Origin of the sequence: Iamia sp. SCSIO 61187, from assembly GCF_019443745.1 — a bacterium.
GTDB lineage: Bacteria > Actinomycetota > Acidimicrobiia > Acidimicrobiales > Iamiaceae > Iamia.
On sequence record NZ_CP050948.1, the window covers coordinates 685,263 to 702,057 of the forward strand.

A 16,795-nucleotide genomic window follows, 5' to 3' on the forward strand; every position below is an offset into this window, starting at 1 on the left:
TCGCGACGAGCGTGTCCGATGCCGTCGGGCGGCTCGAGGCGTCGCCATGGCGGCGACTCCCGTGCCGCGGTCCGGTGCACTGCGGGCTCGTGGCGAGCGGTGACACTCGCCACGCTGCGTGGCGTCGGTTGCCAGGTTCGACACTTTGCGTGTTGACGAACCCTCACTCAACGTGCATACGATTCATCTCCACAACACGCTACGTGAGCGTGAGAGAGGGAGACGTGAGCACAGCAACGGTCGTGGATGCGGTCCCGACGAGCGAGGACGAGCCCGGCGGGCGACGGCCGACGTGCGTGGTCATCGCCACGCGGAACGGGGCCGCCCAGCTGCGGTCGGTCATCAGCCGGGCCCGGCGTCAGTGCCCGGTGTTCGTGGTGTCGGATGCGAGCACCGACGTGACCGCCGAGGTGGCCCGGTTGGCTGGCGCCGAGGTGCTCGAGCTCGAGGTGAACGTGGGCAAGCCCGCCGCGATCCGGGCTGCGCTGGCGCACTTCGAGATCTGCCGTCGCTTCGAGACCGTCATCGTGATCGACGACGACACCACCCTGGCGCCCGACTTCGCCGCCCGGTGCCTCGCTCGCATGCGCGGTGGCGTCGCCATCGTGGTGGGCAAGACGCTCTCGGACTGGCGCCGGACGGTCCGGTGGAACCCCTGGGTGGCGTCGCGGGCCTTCGGCTACTGGCGCTACCAGCTGTTCGTGCGACGCGGCCAGTCCGCCTTCAACGTCATGAACTGCATCTCGGGGTCGAACTCGATGTACCGCTCCGAGCTGCTGGACGAGCTGACCAGCCAGCCCACCCCCTACATCGTCGATGACACCTACTGGACCCTCGAGACCCACCGCCGGGGCCTCGGCCGCATTGTCTACGCCCCCGACGCCGTGGCTGCGGTGCAAGATCCCATGGACATGGGCGGCTGGTACCGCCAGAACCTCCGCTGGCTCTGGGGCACCATGCAGGGCATCCACGGCCACAAGGTCGGGCGCCGGCGGTCGTGGTTCGACCTGGCCTACGTCGGGCTCATCGTCGACTGGGTCCTCTACGTCGTGCTCTGGCCCGCCCTGCTCGTCGCCGGCGTCGCCCTGGGCGGAGCCAGCGCCGGGCAGTCAGCGGCGGTGTACGTCGCCGGCTACGCCGCCTGGTCGATCGTCGGCGCCATCGCCCTGCGCCGCTGGCGCCTCGTGGCCCTGTTCCCAGCTCTCATGGCCATCGACTGGATCTACCGGGTCCTGTTCGTCCACGCCTTCATCAAGACGATCCGCACCCCGCGGGTCGACAGCTGCGTCTGGGAATCCCCAGCCCGCTACCAAGCCGCCTGAGCGGCCGCCCACCAAGGAGAACATCATGTCAAGCGCGCAGTACATCGCTGTCGGCGACGCCGGCCTCGGCTCCTCGGCCCTCGGCGGCGCCGCCGCCGGTGGGGTCGGCGGTGACGTCGGCGTCGGCGGCGTCGGGCTCCTCGCCCTCACCGGCGCCGGTCCCGGTACGCTCGTCCTGGCCCTGACCGGCCTGGCGTCGCTCGTGATCGGAGCGGTGGCCGTCCTGACCGGTCGGAAGCTGCAGACCAGCAACGACCCGGACTCGCCGCTGGTCGACCTCTCGCACCGGACGGCCGACCTCGCCTGAGGGGTCTCTCAGCGGGTGGCGGTCGCCGCAGCCAGCAGGCTGTGGCGGTCGTCGTCTGCGCCCAGCTCCCAGATGGCGACGCCGCCCAGGCCACGGCTCGCGGCGTAGGCCGCCTTGGCCCGCACCGACGTGGGGTCGTCGTAGGTGATGAACACCCCCGTCCGGGCGTCGTAGAGGAAGGGGACCTGGGCGGCCGAGCTCCACGACCGGGTCATCACGGGGATGCGGGTGGAGACGAGGTCGGAGTAGTCCCACATGCCGGGCTCGGACGTCCCCATCACGGTCCCCTTGGCGGGCTGGAAGAGGCCACCGTTGGTCGGGCCGACGCCGCTCCAACCTCGACCGTAGAACGGGATGCCGAAGGTGAGGAGGCGGGCGGGGACCCCCCGCGACAGGTAGAGGTCGACGGCGGCCGCACCGGTGAAGGCCGGCGTGGGGTCGCCGGGCGCAGGTCGAAGGGCGGCGTTGAACCCGGTCCGCTGGTCCCAGTGCCCGTGGAAGTCGTAGGCCATGACGTTGAGGTGGTCGACCACCTTCGCCACCTCGGCGATCTGGTAGTGGTCCAGGCTCCAGGCCGCTGCGGGGGTGGCTGCGCTGAGCAGGTACCGGCGCCCGCTCGCCGCAGCCCGTGCGTCGAGCTCGCTCCGCAGCGCCCGCAGCAGGAGCGTGGCGTTCACCCTGTCCTCGGGTCGTCCGGGCGCGTTGCCGCCTCCCATCGGGTACTCCCAGTCGATGTCGATCCCGTCGAACCCGTACCGCTGGACGAAGTCGGCGCACGAGCGAGCGAACCGTTGGCGCGACGCCGCGGTGAGGGCCGCGTCGGAGAAGCCGCCGGAGAAGGTCGACCCTCCGACCGAGATCAGCGTGCGCAGGTGCGGGTGGGCGGTCTTCAGCAGCTGGAGCTGGCGGAAGTTCCCCTTGAAGGGGGCGTTCGCCGGATCACCCGGGAACGGCTTCTGCACGTCGGCCCACGGGTCCCCGAGGGCACACCCCCCCGACACCACGTTGGCGAACGCGTAGTTCAGGTGGGTGAGCTTGTCGGCCGGGATGTCGGCCACGGGGCGGTCGCGCTCGTAGATGCTCCACGAGGAGTAGTAGCCGACCACCCGCGACCTCGGTGCCGAGGTCTCGATCGGCGCGCTCGGGACGGGCAGCGGGTTGCACGCCACGAGCCACGACGCCGCGAGCACCACGATCAGAGCGTGGCTCCGTCGCGCTCTGCCTGCATGCCTCCACCATCGGATCGCACGTCGCATCCCATCCGATCGGCCGGCGGGCACGTCTCATGAGGAGGTGGGCGGTGCGTCGCGGGCCCGACGGCGCGAGCCGGTGTCGAGGAGGTCGGCCAGGTCGAGGCGCTCGCCGTGGTGAGGGCCATGGCGTCGGGCCGGGCGGCGGCGTCGCCCCTCACGTCACCGCGTCGGCCGTGGTGATGCCCTGGTAGCGGGCGAGGTAGAGCGGCCAGCCGGTGCCCTCGCCCAAGCTGGTGAGGCCCTCCCAGCCGTCGCCGTGGCGGTCGAGGTGGCGGTGCTCGAGGTCGACCCGGGTGCGCTCGCCGTCGAGGGCGGTGAAGGTGACCTCCACCTCGCTGCAGCGAGCCGCGTCGGTCTCCAGCTGCCAGGTGGGCCCGATGTCCCAGCTGAGCACGAGGCGGTGGGGTGGCTCGAAGGCCAGGACCCGCGACCACGTGCAGGTGCTGCCGTCGGTGCCGATGTCGTGGATCGTGCCGCCGACGCGGGGCTCGAGCACGGTGCGCTCGATCGGCACGGCCAGGAGGTTGTGCTCGCGGGGCTTGATGTCGTCGAACCGCTCGGTGAAGGTGGCGAAGGCGTGCTCGACGGGGACGTCGACGGTGATCTCCAGAGCGACGCGGGTGGGGTCGGTGGTCATCGGTGCTCCAAGGGGTGGTTCAGGGTCGGTAGGTCTGCTCGGCGATGCGCTTGAGGCCGGCCAAGGTGCCGCCCCAGAACGCCTCCAGCTCCCGGCGGACCGGCTCGAGCCCGTCGGGCCGGATGCGGTAGAGGCGCTGCCGGCCGTCCTGCTCGACGTCGACCAGGCCGGCGTCGAGCAGGACCTTGAGGTGCTGGGAGACGGCCGGGCGGCTCACCGGCAGGCCGTCGGCGATGCCGGTGACCGACCGCGGGCCGTCGACCACGGCGGCGAGCACCCGTCGGCGGGTGGCGTCGCCGAGCGCGTGCCACGGGTCGATCTCGGGGGCGGGGGCGAGGGCGGCGGCCACAGAAGCGTAAGTTACTACTTACGCATCTTGCGCGCAACCGAGCGGAGGCCGGGCCCGCCGTGAGCGCCCGTTGCGCGGGATCCACTCATGACCCCGACGCCGGGCCGGCGCACGATCGTCCCGTGGGCTTCTTCAACGACATGGTGCGGGCACGGCGGGCGGGCAACCAGGTCGCCGCCATGCAGGGACGGCCGACGACCGTGGTGGGCCGGATCGGCGCCATCCCCGGCGACATGCGGGCCGCGGCGGCGTCGGCCGAGTGGGCGGCCGACCAGCAGGCCAGGTCCACCGCGGTCGACGGTCCCGTCCCGGGCGGGATCCTCGGCGTGGGCACGCTCGTGTCGTACCGGGCGACGGGCCAGCTGGACGGGTTCCAGCCCATCAGCGAGCTCACGCTCGACGTCGAGGCCGAGGGCTGGGGGCCCGAGCGGGTCACGACGACCCTGCGCGTCCCCTACGAGGCGTTGGTGCTCATGACGCCGGGCCGGCGCCTGCGGGTCAGCCTGGACCGGCGCGACCCCACCCGGCTCGCCGTCGACTGGGCGACCCCGAACGCGTGACCTCAGGCGCGTCAGACTCGGATGTTAGGTAAGCCTTGCATCAGGAGTTCGCCGCGCTGTTGGATGACGGGCCATGGATCTCCGAGCCCGGCCCCGCCCGCCCCGTCCCCTCGTCCTCGCCCTGGTGGTGCTGGTCCTGGCCGCCCTCGGGCCAGCCTGCAGCAGCAGCAGCAGCGCCGACGACGGTTCTGGTCCCCCGGAGCAGGGTGACGGCGCCGCCGACGACGCCTTCGCTCCCGTCACCGTCGAGCACCGCTACGGATCAACCGAGATCACCGAGCGGCCCGAGCGGATCGTGTCGCTCGACCTCCAGTGGACCGATGTGCTCGTCGCCCTCGACGCCCCGCCGGTCGGCCACCTCGTCGACGTCACCACTGGCGAGGCCCTGCCCTGGCAGGAGGGGCTCGAGGGTTCCACCGAGCTGGTCGCAGCGTCCAGCGCCGACAGCGACCAGCTGCGGGAGCAGGTCCTCGAGCTCCGGCCCGACCTGATCGTGGTGACCTACCTGGTCGAGGACGAAGGCACCTACGACGACCTGGCCGCCATCGCCCCGACCATCGCCACCCTCAGCGACAGCCAGGTCGACACCTGGCAGGGCATCGCGGCCGTCGCCGGCGACGTGCTGGGGGAGCCCGAGGCGGCCGACGGTCTCGTCGCCCAGGTCGACGGAGCCATCGACCAGGTCACCGCCGACCACCCCGCGCTGGCGGGGAAGGACTTCACCTTCGCCAACTACGTCCCCGGCGACGCGCTGTACGTGCTGTCCGACCCCGACGACGGGGCCAACGTGCTGTTCGGCCAGCTCGGGCTGGTCATCGCCCCCGCCATCCTCGACGCCGAGGACGACTCTCCCGGGCGGGTGAAGCTCAGCCTGGAGAACGTCGACCTGCTCGACGCCGACCTGGTCATGGTGCTGACCAACGGGGCCGACACCGCGTCCATCCCCGGGTTCGCCGACCTCCCCGCCGTGGAGGACGGCGCCTCCCTGGTCATGGACTACGCCGCCGCCGTGGCCCTCAACACGCCCACGCCGCTGTCCATCCCCTACGCCCTCGACCTGCTGGCCCCGGCCCTGGCGGCGGCCGCGACCTGACCGTCGGTCGCACCGCGACCGACCCGCCCCCCTCGGTGGCGCGAACATGCGGCATCCACGGGAGGACGGCATGGACGAGCGCGAGCTCAAGGACGACCTGCACGGCTACCTGGAGGGCGCCCGCGCCGCCCTGCTGTGGAAGCTGGAGGGGCTGGGTGAGTACGACGTCCGCCGCCCGCTGACCCCGACGGGCACGAACCTGCTCGGCCTGGTCAAGCACAACGCCGGCACCCACCTCGGGTACTTCGGCGACGTGTTCGGCCGGCCCCACGACGTGCCGCTCCCGTGGCTCGCCGGCGACGCCGAGCCCGACGCGGACATGTGGGCGGCGGCGGACGAGTCCCGGGAGGACATCCTCGAGCTCCACCGGCGGGCCCGCGAGGTCGCCGACGCCACGATCGGCGAGCTCCCGCTCGACGCCGTCGGCCGGGTGCCGTGGTGGGGCGACGGGGCCGTCACGTTGCACCACATCCTCGTGCACGTCACCGCCGACACCCAGCGCCACGCCGGCCACGCCGACATCGTCCGCGAGCTCATCGACGGCTCGGCCGGTCTGCTCCCGGGCCACGGCAACCTCCCGGCCGGCGACGCGGCCTGGTGGGCCGAGCACCGCGCCCGGGTCGAGGCCGCGGCCCGCCTCGCCACCGGCGGGTGAGCCGCCGGGCCACCGGCGACCGGAGAAGGCCCTGACCGGAGCGTCTCCGCTGGTCAGGGCCTCGATCCGCCAGCGCCCTCGGGGCGACTCGAACGCCCGCACACGGCTCCGGAGGCCGATGCTCTATCCGCTGAGCTACGAGGGCTGGACCGCCAACCCTAGCGAGCGATCCCGGCGCGAGTCGCAGTCGGATCGGACCGTAGGATGCGCCGCCATGACGACGGTGCTGGTGGTCGAGGACGATCCGGTGATCATCGACCTGCTCACCCTCACCCTCGAGCTCGAGGGGTGGACCGTGCTGCGGGCCAAGGACGCGGTGAGCGCCATGGACGTCGCCCGCACCGAGGTCCCCGACCTCGTGGTCAGCGACGTGATGATGCCGGGCCGCAGCGGGCTCGACCTGATCGCCGACCTGGCCGCCGACGAGGCCACCGCCGCCGTCCCGGTCATCCTCCTGTCGGCCCGGGCCCTGGCCGCCGAGGTCGCCGAGGGGCTCAGCGCCGGCGCCGTCGACTACGTCACCAAGCCGTTCGACCCCGACGACCTCGTCGAGCGCATCCAGAAGGTGCTGGACTCGCCCGAGACCCGCGGGTGAGCGCCCTCCCGTGGGGGCTGCTGCCGGACAGCGCCGAGGTCGGACCCGACGGTGACCTCGTCGTCGGCGGATGCCGCGTCGCCGACCTCGCCGCCCGGTTCGGCACGCCGCTGTTCGTCTACGACGAGGAGCACCTCCGCGCCCGCTGCCGCGAGGCGCGGGCCGCCTTCGGCGAGGGTGTCGCCTACGCCACCAAGGCCTTCCTCTGCCGGGCCATGGCCCGCATCGCCCACGAGGAGGGCCTGCACCTCGACGTCGCCACCTCCGGCGAGCTCCACGTCGCCCTGGCGGCCGGCGTCCCCGCCGACCGCCTGGTGTTCCACGGCAACAACAAGTCGGCCCTCGAGCTGTCCGCCGCCCGCGCCGCAGGGGTGGGACGGATCGTCGTCGACTCCTTCGACGAGCTCGACCGGATCGAGGTCCTCCACGAGGCCGACGGCGTCGTGCCCCGGGTCCTGCTGCGGGTGACCCCCGGGGTCGAGGCCCACACCCACGAGTTCATCCGCACCGGCCAGGACGACTCGAAGTTCGGCTTCACCCTCTCGACCGGTGCGGCCCGCCAGGCCCTGGAGCGGGCCCGGGCCAGCGCCGCCGTCGACGTGCGGGGCATCCACTTCCACATCGGCAGCCAGGTGTTCGTGGCCGACTTCTTCCACGACGCCGTCGCGGCCGTCGCCGGGTGGTTCAACGGCCTGGACCTGCCCGAGCTGTCGGTCGGAGGGGGAGCGGGCGTGGCCTACGTCGAGGGCGAGTCGGCCCCGACGATCACCGAGTGGGGCGCGGCCGTGCGCCAGGCCTGCACCGAGGCGGGCATCACCGCCCGGGTCACCGCCGAGCCCGGCCGGGCGATCGTCGCCGCCGCCGCCATCACCGTCTACACCGTCGGCACGATCAAGGACCTGCCGGGCATCCGCACCTACGTGGCCGTCGACGGCGGGATGAGCGACAACCCCCGACCGGTCCTCTACGGCAGCGGCTACGAGACCTTCGCCGTGGGCCGCCCCGAGGCCGACCGCCCCCGGCGGGTCACCGTCGTGGGCAAGCACTGCGAGTCGGGCGACCTGCTGGTCCGCGACGCCCGGGTGCCGGCCGACCTGGGCGTGGGGGACCTCCTGGCCACGCCGGTCACCGGGGCCTACGGCCACTCGATGGGCTCGAACTACAACAAGGTGCTGCGCCCGGCCGTCGTCTTCGTGCGCGACGGCGAGGCCCGCCTGGTGGTCCGCCGGGAGACCCCCGACGACCTCCTCGCCACCGACGTGGGCTGACCAGCGCCGACACGGATGGTGCCTGGCACCATCCGTGTGGCCCGGGCCCCCGGCGGGGGCGGATCTCCTGCAGACTGCGCCTCGGAGCGGGCACGGGGCCCGGCGTCGATGCACGGAGGGTCCGATGGAGAAGGTCATCTGGGTGGCCCGGGGGGCGGCCGACGCCGATCGGGTCGACCTGCGCGACGCCCTGGTGGGCGGGCTGGCGCCCACGCTGCTGGCCGAACCGACCGTGAAGGGCCTGTCGATGGCGATCGACGACCCGGCGTCCGACGTCGCCGCCCCCGTGCCGTGGCCGGAGGGGGAGCCCGTGCTGCTGGCGACCATCTCGACGTGGCTGGCGGCCTACGACCACCGGGCCGCGGTGGAGGACCGGATCACGACGACGGCCGAGGCGCTGGACCTGGTGGTGCATGGCTACGTCGTCACCGAGTCGCTCTACACCGAGTACGGCGAGTCCGAGTGGTGCGGCCCGCGGGACTGGCCCGACGGGGTCCGGTCGCCCGGCGTGCTCACCGTCGGCCTGCTGCAGCGGCCTGCCGGCCACGACCGCCTGGCCTGGCTGCGCCACTGGCACGGGGTGCAGTCACCGGAGTCCGCCGAGCTCCAGCCCCGGTGCCGCTACGTCCGCAACCTGGTGGCGCTCCCCCTGGCCGACGACGCCCCGCCGCTCGACGGCATCGTCGACGAGGCCTGGCCGTCCAACGCCCACGTGGCCGACCCCGACCTCTTCTACAACGGCGGTGGCGACCCGGCCGTCGTCCAGGCGCACGTCGAGCGGATGCTCACCAACGTCACCGCCTTCCTCGACCTGGACACGTTCCGCAGCGCCACCATGGGCGAGTACCTCTTCCGCACCCCGTCCGCCTGAGGGCCGGCACCGTTCTGAGCCAGCCGTCGGCCACCGGTGGCCGCCTGCTGGCTCAGAAGCCCGGCCGGCCCGGCCGCACCGCGGTCGCCGGCCACCCTCACGTGCCGCGGGACCCCGTCGACGCCGGTCCGGGGGCGAGCGCCAGCCCGGCGTCCCAGCCCGGGGCCCGCCCGCGGGCCGGCGGCGCCAGGTCGGTGGTGTCGATCCCGGCGGTGACGAGCAGCCAGGCCACGACCGAGTTGGAGTTCCACATGTCGCCCGCCGCGCGCACGGTGCGGCCCCACGTGAGGACCGGCACCTCCCTGACGTGGTCCAGGACGGCCCGGGCCGTCGCCGGGCGATCGCTCAGCACCACCGCGGGACCCTCGGCCCAGCCGACGTCGGGGATCGTCCCGCCCCGCCAGCAGCGGACCTCGTAGCGGAAGAGCGGGGATCGCCCCAGGACCCGTGCGCCCACGGGGCCGGTGGCCACCACCCCCCGCTCGGCCGGGCGGTGACCACCCCACGCCGGCGCCATCTCGATGACGGACACGGCGCCGTCGACGGTGACCTCGAGGGCGGCGTGGAACAGCGGTCGCGGGGCCCGCCGGGCGAGCCGGGCGTCGACGAGCTCCCACCACCGGCTGGTGTGCCGCACCACGTGGCCCCCGGCGCCGACGGGGATCCACCACAGCACGACCGAGGCGTCGTGGGTGCGGGCCGCGGGCACCGCCCCACCCTGCGCTTCCCGGGGGGCCGCCGCCAGGGCCGTTCGTCCCGACGGCCGCAGGCGCCCCGCCGTCCGCCGTCCGGGCCCCGCACGCCCCCCGCCTGCGGTCAGCACCGTTCTGAGCCAGCCGTCGGCCACCGGTGGCCGACGGCTGGCTCAGAAGCCCCGCCCGGGGCGGAGGGCGGTGGGGAAGGCGCGGCCGATGGGGCACCATGAGCCGGTGATCCCGGTCGTGACCCCCACCGAGATGGGCGCCATCGACGCGGCCGCCCCCGAGCCGGTCGCGGTGCTGGTCGAGCGGGCGGGGGAGGCGACCTTCCGCGCCGCACTGGGCCTCCTCGGGGGCACCTACGGCCGGCGGGTCGTCGTCGTGGCCGGCAAGGGCAACAACGGCGCCGACGGCCGGTCGGCGGCACGCCGCCTCCGGCGGCGGGGGGTGCGGGTGGTCGAGCTCGACGCCACGGACCTGCCCGACGAGCTGCCGGAGGCGGACCTCCTCGTCGACGCCGGCTTCGGCACCGGCTTCCGCGGCGAGTGGACCCCGCCGCCGGTCCCGTCCGGCACCCCCGTCCTCGCCGTCGACATCCCCTCCGGCGTCGACGGGCTCACCGGCGAGGCCCACGGCCGCCCGTGGGCGGCCGCCCTCACCGTCACCTTCGCCGCCCTCAAGCCCGGCCTCCTCCTCGCCGACGGTCCCTCCCTCGCCGGCGAGGTCGTCGTGGCCGACATCGGCCTCGACACGAGCACCGCCCGGGCCCACGTGGTGGAGCCGGCCGACGTCGCCGGCTGGCTGCCGGAGCGGGCCCGCGCCGCCCACAAGTGGCAGGCCGCGGTCTGGATCGTGGCCGGTTCGCCGGGCATGACCGGCGCCGCCCACCTGAGCGCCGCCGGGGCCCAGCGGGCCGGCGCCGGCTACGTCCGGCTGTCGACCCCGGGCCTCGAGCGCGACCCCGGCGCCCCCACCGAGGTCGTCGGCATCGACCTGCCCGAAGCGGGCTGGGCCGACGCGGTCCTCGCCGACGTCGACCGGGTCGCCGCTCTCGGCGTCGGGCCCGGGCTGGGCCGGGGCGATGCCGCGGCGGCGGCCGTCCTGGCCCTCGTCGCCGCCGCCCCCGGCCGGCCGCCCCTCGTCGTCGACGGCGACGGCCTCGCAGCCCTCGCCGAGGCGCCCGGGGACAGGGCGGACGGGCCGCCGCTCGTGCTGACCCCCCACGACGGCGAGCTCTCCCGCCTGGGCGGCGACCCCGGCGCCCCCGACCGCATCGCCGAGGTCCGCGCCCTCGCCGCCCGACGCCGGGCGACGGTGCTGGCCAAGGGCCCGACCACCGTGGTCGCCGCCCCCGACGGACGGGTCCTCCTGGCCACCGCCGGCGACGCCCGCCTCGCCACCGCCGGGACGGGTGACGTCCTGACCGGCGTCCTCACCGCCCTGCTGGCCCAGGGGGTCGCGCCGCTGGAGGCGGCGGCCGCCGCCGCCCACCTCCACGGTCGGGCGGGGGCCCTAGCCTGGCGCCGCGGCCTGGTGGCCAGCGACGTCGCCGCCCACCTGCCCGCCGCCCTGGCGGAGCTCCCGCCCGGAGACGACCACCCCCCGAAGGACTGACGTGCCCCGAAGCATGCCCGTGCGCGACGCCATGACCACCGACGTGCTGACGTTCGCGCCCGACGACACCGTCGAGGCCGCCATGCGCGCCCTCGTCGACCGGGGCATCGACGCCGCCCCCGTGGTCGACGGCGGCCGGGTGGTGGGCCTGCTCAGCACCGGGGACCTCATCGTGGCCGAGGGCCAGGTCCACGTGCCGACGGTGTTCAGCCTGCTGGGCGCCAGCATCGAGCTCCCCGGCGAGCGCAAGCGCTTCGAGGAGGACCTGCGCCGGGCCCTCGGGGGCACCGTCGCCGACGTGATGACCCACGATCCCCACACGGTGGGCCCCGACGAGACCCTCGAGGACGCGGCGACGCTGCTGCACACCCACGACGTGTCCCGCCTGCCCGTGGTCGACGACGACGGACGCCTCCTCGGCATCCTCGCCCGGGGCGACATCATCCGGGCCATGATCGCCCAGGCCTGAGGGTTCCCCCGGTGGACGCCCGGATCCGGCCCAGCCGGGTCGAGGTCGACCTGGAGGCCGTCGCCGCCAACGTCCGTGCGCTGCGGGCCCTCGCCGCCCCCACCCCGCTGTGGGCGGTGGTGAAGGCCGACGGCTACGGCCACGGCGCCGTCCCGGTCGCCCGCGCCGCCCTCGGCGCCGGGGCCGCCGGGCTGGCCGTGGCCCTCGTCGAGGAGGGCCAGGCCCTCCGGGCCGCCGGGATCGACGCCCGGGTCCTGCTGCTGTCCGAGCCGCCCGTGGCCGGCGCCCGGGCCGTGGTCGAGGCCGCGATCGAGCCCACCGTCTACTCGGCCGAGGTGATCGCCGCCCTGGCCGCCGTGGCCGCCGACGCCGACCGGCCGCAGGCCGTGCACCTGAAGGTCGACACCGGCATGCACCGGGTCGGGGCCGCCCCCGAGGACGTCGTGGCCCTCGCCGCCGCCGTGGACCGGGCCCCGGCGCTCCGCCTGGCCTCGGTGTGGACCCACCTCGCCGTGGCCGACGAGCCCGAGCGCGAGCTCACCGCCGTCCAGCTCCGGCGCTTCGACGAGGCCGTCGCCGCGGTCGAGGTGGCGGGGATCGCCGTTCCCGAGCGCCACGCCGCCAACTCGGCCGGTCTCATCGCCCACCCGGCCGCTCGGCTGGACCTGGTCCGGGCGGGCATCGCCATCTACGGCATCGCCCCGTCGCCGGAGGTCGCCGGGATGGTCGAGCTGCGCCCGGCCCTCCGGCTGGTGTCGGCCGTCTCCCACGTCAAGACGGTCGCGGCGGGGGAGGGGGTCAGCTACGGCCTGCGCTGGGCGCCCGAGGAGGACACCGTGGTGGCCACCGTGCCCATCGGCTACGCCGACGGCGTGCGCCGCCGCCTCGGCGGCCTGGGGGCCGAGGTGCTCGTCGGCGGCCGCCGCCGCCGCATCGCCGGCACGGTGACGATGGACCAGATCCTGGTCGACTGCGGCCCGGGCTCCGCCGTCGCCCGCGGGGACGAGGTCGTCCTCATCGGCCGGCAGGGCGACGAGGAGATCACCGCCGAGGACTGGGCCGAGCGCCTGGGCACCATCGGCTACGAGATCACCTGCGGCCTCGGCCCCCGCCTCCCGAGGACCCACACCGGCAACGGCTAGGGCCGCCGGCACCACCGTCGGCGCCCGGTCACGCACCGTGGTCGAGGGGCACGGGATCCTTGACCTGTGGGGGTGGGGGGCTTACCCTCGCCGGAACTTCGGAGGACCTGCCCGCCGGCGGGTCCGGCCTCTTCACGCGCGGGTTGCTCCCGGTGCACGTCGACCCCTAGTGTGGTCCGTTGCCGTGACTGTCTGCTCCGTCCTCCCGCCCTTTCGGCACGGGAGCGTCTGGTGGCACAGCGCGGCCAGCGCCGCGTGATCACCTTCCTTCTCTGAGGAGAGGCCTTGTCTGCTCGTCCCACCATCCGGGATCGTTACTCCTTCGCGAACCTCGACGAGGTCCTCGAGCTCCCCGACCTGATCGCCATCCAGCGAACCTCCTTCGCGTGGTTCCTGGCCCAGGGTCTGGCCAACACCTTCCGGGACATCAGTCCCATCAAGGACTTCACCGAGACGCTCCAGCTCGAGCTGGAGTTCGATCCCGAGGACGAAGACCTGCGCCCCGAGCCGAAGTTCTCGGTCGAGGAGTGCAAGGAGAAGGACATGACCTACGCCGCGCCGATCTTCGTGCGCGCCCGGTTCATGAACCAGAACACCGGTGAGATCAAGGAGCAGACCGTGTTCATGGGGGACTTCCCCATGATGACGGAGAAGGGCACCTTCATCATCAACGGCACCGAGCGCGTCGTGGTGTCGCAGCTCGTCCGCTCGCCCGGCGTGATCTTCCAGCCCGGCGAGCGCTTCCGCCTCCGCAACCTGTCGAAGCACCAGCTCGTCACCGGCACCATCCACCCCTACCGCGGTGAGTGGATCGAGTTCGACGTCGAGCAGAAGCCGGGCAAGGACGTCACCGCCGGCACCCGGGTGGCCCGCAAGCGCCGCCTCAGCCTGTTCGTCCTGCTCCGCGCCCTCGGCTACGACGAGGAGCAGGCGCCCGGGTTCCTCGAGGCCTTCGTCCGGGAGTTCGACTTCCTCGAGGGCCAGTGGGAGAAGGACCGCGACCTCGCTCCGACCCAGGAGGAGGCGCTGATCGAGATCTACAAGCGCGCCCGCCCGGGCGAGCCGCCGTCGCCGGAGTCGGCCAAGGCCTACTTCCGCAACGCCTTCTTCGAGCCCCGCCGCTACGACCTCAGCCGGGTCGGGCGCTACAAGCTGAACCGCAAGCTCGGGGGCGAGCTCGACTGGCTCGAGCAGACCTTCCCCATGCTCGAGCTGGACCGGCCCACCCGCACCGCCGAGGTCACCGACGAGGGCGACGCCGCCCCCGACCAGCCGGTGCTGTCGCGCTGCGAGGTCCTGGCGGCCACCACCTACCTCCTCCACCTGGTCGACGCCGAGCCCGGCTACCGCCTCGACGACCAGGACCACTTCGCCAACCGCCGCATCCGGTCGGTCGGCGAGCTGATCCAGAACCAGGTCCGCATCGGCCTGTCCCGCATGGAGCGGGTCGTCCGGGAGCGCATGACCACCCAGGACGTCGAGGCCATCACGCCGCAGTCCCTGATCAACATCCGGCCCGTGGTGGCGGCGATCAAGGAGTTCTTCGGGACCTCCCAGCTGTCGCAGTTCATGGACCAGGTGAACCCGCTCTCGGGCCTGAACCACCGCCGTCGCCTCTCGGCCCTCGGCCCGGGTGGCCTGAGCCGTGAGCGCGCCGGCTTCGAGGTCCGCGACGTCCACTTCAGCCACTACGGCCGCATGTGCCCCATCGAGACCCCCGAGGGTCCGAACATCGGGCTCATCGGCTACCTCGCCACCTACGCCCGGGTGAACAGCTTCGGCTTCCTCGAGTCGCCGTACCGGAAGGTCATCGACGGCAAGGTCACCGACGAGATCGTCTTCCTCTCCGCCGACGAGGAGGAGGAGTACGTCGTCGCCCAGGCCAACGCCAAGCTCAACGACGACCGCACCTTCGCCGACGACCGGGTCCTGGTCCGCCGCTCCCCGCAGGCGGCGACCCTGGGCGAGCTGAAGCTCCAGCTCGAGCGCGACGTCTTCTTCGGCGCCACCACCGAGATCTCGGCCGTCCCCGGCACCGAGGTCCAGATGATGGACGTCTCGCCCAAGCAGATCGTCTCGGTCGCCACGTCGCTCATCCCGTTCCTCGAGCACGACGACGCCAACCGTGCGCTCATGGGCGCCAACATGCAGCGCCAGGCCGTCCCGCTCCTGCGGGCCGAGGCGCCGTTCATCGGCACCGGCATCGAGGGCAAGGCCGCCCGCGACGCCGCCGACATGCTGATCGCCATCGACGACGGCGTCGTCACCGAGGTCGACGGCACCCACATCACCGTCGAGTACAAGAGCAAGGGCCGCAAGGTCTACAAGCTCCTCAAGTTCGAGCGGTCGAACCAGGACACCTGCATCAACCAGCGGCCCGTCGTCTCCGAGGGCGACAAGGTCGTCCCCGGCGACATCCTGGCCAACGGCCCCAGCACCGACAACGGCGAGCTGGCCCTGGGCAAGAACCTGCTCGTGGCCTTCATGCCGTGGGAGGGCTACAACTTCGAGGACGCCATCATCCTCAGCGAGCGCCTGGTGAAGGACGACGTGCTCACGTCGATCCACATCCACGAGCACGAGATCGACGCCCGTGACACCAAGCTCGGCCCCGAGGAGATCACCCGGGACATCCCCAACCTCTCCGAGGACATCCTCGCCGACCTCGACGAGCGCGGGATCATCCGCGTCGGCGCCGAGGTCGACGGTGGCGACGTCCTGGTCGGCAAGGTCACGCCCAAGGGCGAGACCGAGCTCACCCCCGAGGAGCGCCTCCTGCGGGCGATCTTCGGCGAGAAGGCCCGCGAGGTGCGCGACACCTCGCTGAAGGTGCCCCACGGCGAGTCCGGCAAGGTCATCGACGTCCGGGTGTTCACCCGCGACGGCGGCCACGAGCTGCCCCCCGGCGTCAACGAGCTGGTCCGGGTCTACGTGGCCCAGAAGCGCAAGATCAGCGTGGGCGACAAGCTCGCCGGCCGCCACGGCAACAAGGGCGTCATCTCCCGGATCCTCCCGGTCGAGGACATGCCGTTCCTGGCCGACGGCACCCCCGTCGACATCATCCTCAACCCCCTCGGCGTCCCGTCCCGCATGAACGTGGGCCAGGTCCTCGAGGCCCACCTCGGCTACGCCGCCCGGTGGGGCTGGAACGAGGTCCAGGCCGTCCGGGGCCCCCGCCCCGGCGCCGGCGACGCCCCCATCCGGGGCACCGAGGCCAAGACCCGCCCGACCACCCGCCCGGCCACGCTGATCGCCACCCCGGTGTTCGACGGCGCCCACTGGGACGAGGAGAACCAGGCGGGCAAGCACGCCACGATCCAGCAGGCCCTCGAGAACCTCGTCCCCGAGTCGCCCTACGCCGAGTACGGCGACGGCGGCCGCATGATCGGCTCCGACGGCAAGACGACCCTCTACAACGGGCGCACCGGCGAGGCCTACGACAAGCCCATCACCGTGGGCTACATGTACATCCTGAAGCTGGCCCACCTCGTGGACGACAAGATCCACGCCCGGTCCACCGGCCCCTACTCGATGATCACCCAGCAGCCGCTGGGCGGGAAGGCGCAGTTCGGTGGCCAGCGCTTCGGCGAGATGGAGGTGTGGGCCCTCGAGGCCTACGGCGCCGCCTACTGCCTGCAGGAGCTGCTCACGATCAAGTCCGACGACGTCCTGGGCCGGGTCAAGGTCTACGAGGCGATCGTCAAGGGCGAGAACATCCCCGAGCCCGGCATCCCCGAGAGCTTCAAGGTGCTCATCAAGGAGATGCAGGCCCTGTGCCTCAACGTCGAGGTCCTGGCCAAGTCGGGTGAGGAGATCGAGATGCGCGAGCTCGACGAGGACGTGTTCCGCACGGCCGAGGAGCTCGGCATCGACCTCTCCCGTCCCGAGCGCGGCTCCGACGACGACGACGAGCGCCGCGCCGCCGAGCGGGCCTCCCGTTGAGCGCCCGCCTCCCCCTCATC

Annotated in this window: 16 protein-coding genes and 1 tRNA gene; 12 read left to right on the forward strand and 5 right to left on the reverse strand. The window is 73.4% G+C overall.

Annotated elements, in window-relative coordinates:
- Positions 1–224: 224 nt before the first annotated feature.
- Both HC251_RS03240 and HC251_RS03245 read left to right on the forward strand, forming a co-directional pair.
- Positions 225–1,322, forward strand: coding sequence for a glycosyltransferase family 2 protein (locus tag HC251_RS03240; protein ID WP_219943888.1), 1,098 nt, complete (start codon positions 225–227; stop codon positions 1,320–1,322).
- A 25-nt stretch (positions 1,323–1,347) separates the two neighbouring features.
- Positions 1,348–1,629, forward strand: coding sequence for a hypothetical protein (locus HC251_RS03245; RefSeq protein WP_219943889.1), 282 nt, complete (start codon positions 1,348–1,350; stop codon positions 1,627–1,629).
- Positions 1,630–1,637: 8 nt separating this feature from the next.
- Here the strand turns inward: HC251_RS03245 and HC251_RS03250 are convergent, their stop codons facing one another.
- The 3 genes from HC251_RS03250 to HC251_RS03260 all read right to left on the reverse strand — a co-directional run bounded on the left by HC251_RS03250 (position 1,638) and on the right by HC251_RS03260 (position 3,868).
- On the reverse strand, positions 1,638–2,822 hold the full coding sequence (locus tag HC251_RS03250; protein ID WP_219943890.1) for a glycoside hydrolase family 18 protein: 1,185 nt from the start codon (positions 2,820–2,822) through the stop codon (positions 1,638–1,640).
- Between the two features lie 214 nt (positions 2,823–3,036).
- Entirely contained in the window at positions 3,037–3,519 is a 483-nt protein-coding gene (locus HC251_RS03255) for an SRPBCC family protein (RefSeq protein ID WP_219943891.1), read from the reverse strand.
- A gap of 19 nt (positions 3,520–3,538) precedes the next feature.
- Positions 3,539–3,868 carry a helix-turn-helix transcriptional regulator gene (locus HC251_RS03260; RefSeq protein ID WP_219943892.1) on the reverse strand — a complete coding sequence of 110 codons (330 nt, stop codon included), beginning with the start codon at positions 3,866–3,868 and terminating at the stop codon, positions 3,539–3,541.
- 122 nt (positions 3,869–3,990) lie between these two features.
- On the opposite strand from HC251_RS03260, the gene HC251_RS03265 reads away from it, so the two are divergent.
- The 3 genes from HC251_RS03265 to HC251_RS03275 all read left to right on the forward strand — a co-directional run bounded on the left by HC251_RS03265 (position 3,991) and on the right by HC251_RS03275 (position 6,176).
- Positions 3,991–4,428 (forward strand): hypothetical protein, encoded by a 438-nt coding sequence (locus HC251_RS03265; RefSeq protein WP_219943893.1) that lies wholly within the window; start codon positions 3,991–3,993, stop codon positions 4,426–4,428.
- A gap of 73 nt (positions 4,429–4,501) precedes the next feature.
- Complete coding sequence (locus HC251_RS03270) at positions 4,502–5,521, forward strand: ABC transporter substrate-binding protein (RefSeq protein ID WP_219943894.1); 1,020 nt, start codon at positions 4,502–4,504, stop codon at positions 5,519–5,521.
- A gap of 70 nt (positions 5,522–5,591) precedes the next feature.
- Positions 5,592–6,176 carry a DinB family protein gene (locus HC251_RS03275; RefSeq protein WP_219943895.1) on the forward strand — a complete coding sequence of 195 codons (585 nt, stop codon included), beginning with the start codon at positions 5,592–5,594 and terminating at the stop codon, positions 6,174–6,176.
- A gap of 73 nt (positions 6,177–6,249) precedes the next feature.
- On the opposite strand, the gene HC251_RS03280 is transcribed toward HC251_RS03275, so the two are convergent.
- A tRNA-Arg gene (locus HC251_RS03280) sits at positions 6,250–6,321 on the reverse strand.
- A gap of 69 nt (positions 6,322–6,390) precedes the next feature.
- Between HC251_RS03280 and HC251_RS03285 the strand changes: the two genes are divergently transcribed.
- The 3 genes from HC251_RS03285 (at position 6,391) to HC251_RS03295 (ending at position 8,910) form a co-directional block, all read left to right on the forward strand.
- Positions 6,391–6,771: a response regulator transcription factor gene (locus HC251_RS03285; protein WP_219943896.1), complete on the forward strand. Its 381-nt coding sequence runs from the start codon at positions 6,391–6,393 to the stop codon at positions 6,769–6,771.
- Positions 6,768–8,039, forward strand: coding sequence for a diaminopimelate decarboxylase (gene lysA, locus HC251_RS03290; protein WP_219943897.1), 1,272 nt, complete (start codon positions 6,768–6,770; stop codon positions 8,037–8,039). Before HC251_RS03285 ends, lysA begins: the two co-directional genes overlap by 4 nt.
- A gap of 124 nt (positions 8,040–8,163) precedes the next feature.
- On the forward strand, positions 8,164–8,910 hold the full coding sequence (locus HC251_RS03295; protein ID WP_219943898.1) for a hypothetical protein: 747 nt from the start codon (positions 8,164–8,166) through the stop codon (positions 8,908–8,910).
- Positions 8,911–9,007: 97 nt separating this feature from the next.
- Here HC251_RS03295 and HC251_RS03300 read toward each other — a convergent pair whose 3' ends face one another.
- A complete protein-coding gene (locus HC251_RS03300) occupies positions 9,008–9,619 on the reverse strand; it encodes a hypothetical protein (RefSeq protein ID WP_219943899.1) in 612 nt (203 codons plus the stop codon).
- Between the two features lie 220 nt (positions 9,620–9,839).
- On the opposite strand from HC251_RS03300, the gene HC251_RS03305 reads away from it, so the two are divergent.
- From HC251_RS03305 to HC251_RS03320, 4 genes are all read left to right on the forward strand, one after another.
- Positions 9,840–11,222, forward strand: a complete 1,383-nt coding sequence (locus HC251_RS03305) for an NAD(P)H-hydrate dehydratase (protein ID WP_219943900.1) — start codon at positions 9,840–9,842, stop codon at positions 11,220–11,222.
- 13 nt (positions 11,223–11,235) lie between these two features.
- Positions 11,236–11,691 (forward strand): CBS domain-containing protein, encoded by a 456-nt coding sequence (locus HC251_RS03310; RefSeq protein WP_219943901.1) that lies wholly within the window; start codon positions 11,236–11,238, stop codon positions 11,689–11,691.
- 11 nt (positions 11,692–11,702) lie between these two features.
- Positions 11,703–12,833, forward strand: a complete 1,131-nt coding sequence (alr, locus tag HC251_RS03315; RefSeq protein WP_219943902.1) for an alanine racemase — start codon at positions 11,703–11,705, stop codon at positions 12,831–12,833.
- Between the two features lie 285 nt (positions 12,834–13,118).
- Positions 13,119–16,775 (forward strand): DNA-directed RNA polymerase subunit beta, encoded by a 3,657-nt coding sequence (locus tag HC251_RS03320; protein ID WP_219943903.1) that lies wholly within the window; start codon positions 13,119–13,121, stop codon positions 16,773–16,775.
- Positions 16,776–16,795 lie beyond the last annotated feature (20 nt).

Coding starts and splice junctions, on each gene's coding strand:
- HC251_RS03255 (WP_219943891.1), bottom strand. CDS start 3,519: ATGACCACCGACCCCACCCGCGTCGCTCTGGAGATCACCGTCGACGTC.
- HC251_RS03310 (WP_219943901.1), top strand. CDS start 11,236: ATGCCCGTGCGCGACGCCATGACCACCGACGTGCTGACGTTCGCGCCC.
- HC251_RS03295 (WP_219943898.1), top strand. CDS start 8,164: ATGGAGAAGGTCATCTGGGTGGCCCGGGGGGCGGCCGACGCCGATCGG.
- HC251_RS03275 (WP_219943895.1), top strand. CDS start 5,592: ATGGACGAGCGCGAGCTCAAGGACGACCTGCACGGCTACCTGGAGGGC.
- HC251_RS03245 (WP_219943889.1), top strand. CDS start 1,348: ATGTCAAGCGCGCAGTACATCGCTGTCGGCGACGCCGGCCTCGGCTCC.
- HC251_RS03270 (WP_219943894.1), top strand. CDS start 4,502: ATGGATCTCCGAGCCCGGCCCCGCCCGCCCCGTCCCCTCGTCCTCGCC.
- HC251_RS03285 (WP_219943896.1), top strand. CDS start 6,391: ATGACGACGGTGCTGGTGGTCGAGGACGATCCGGTGATCATCGACCTG.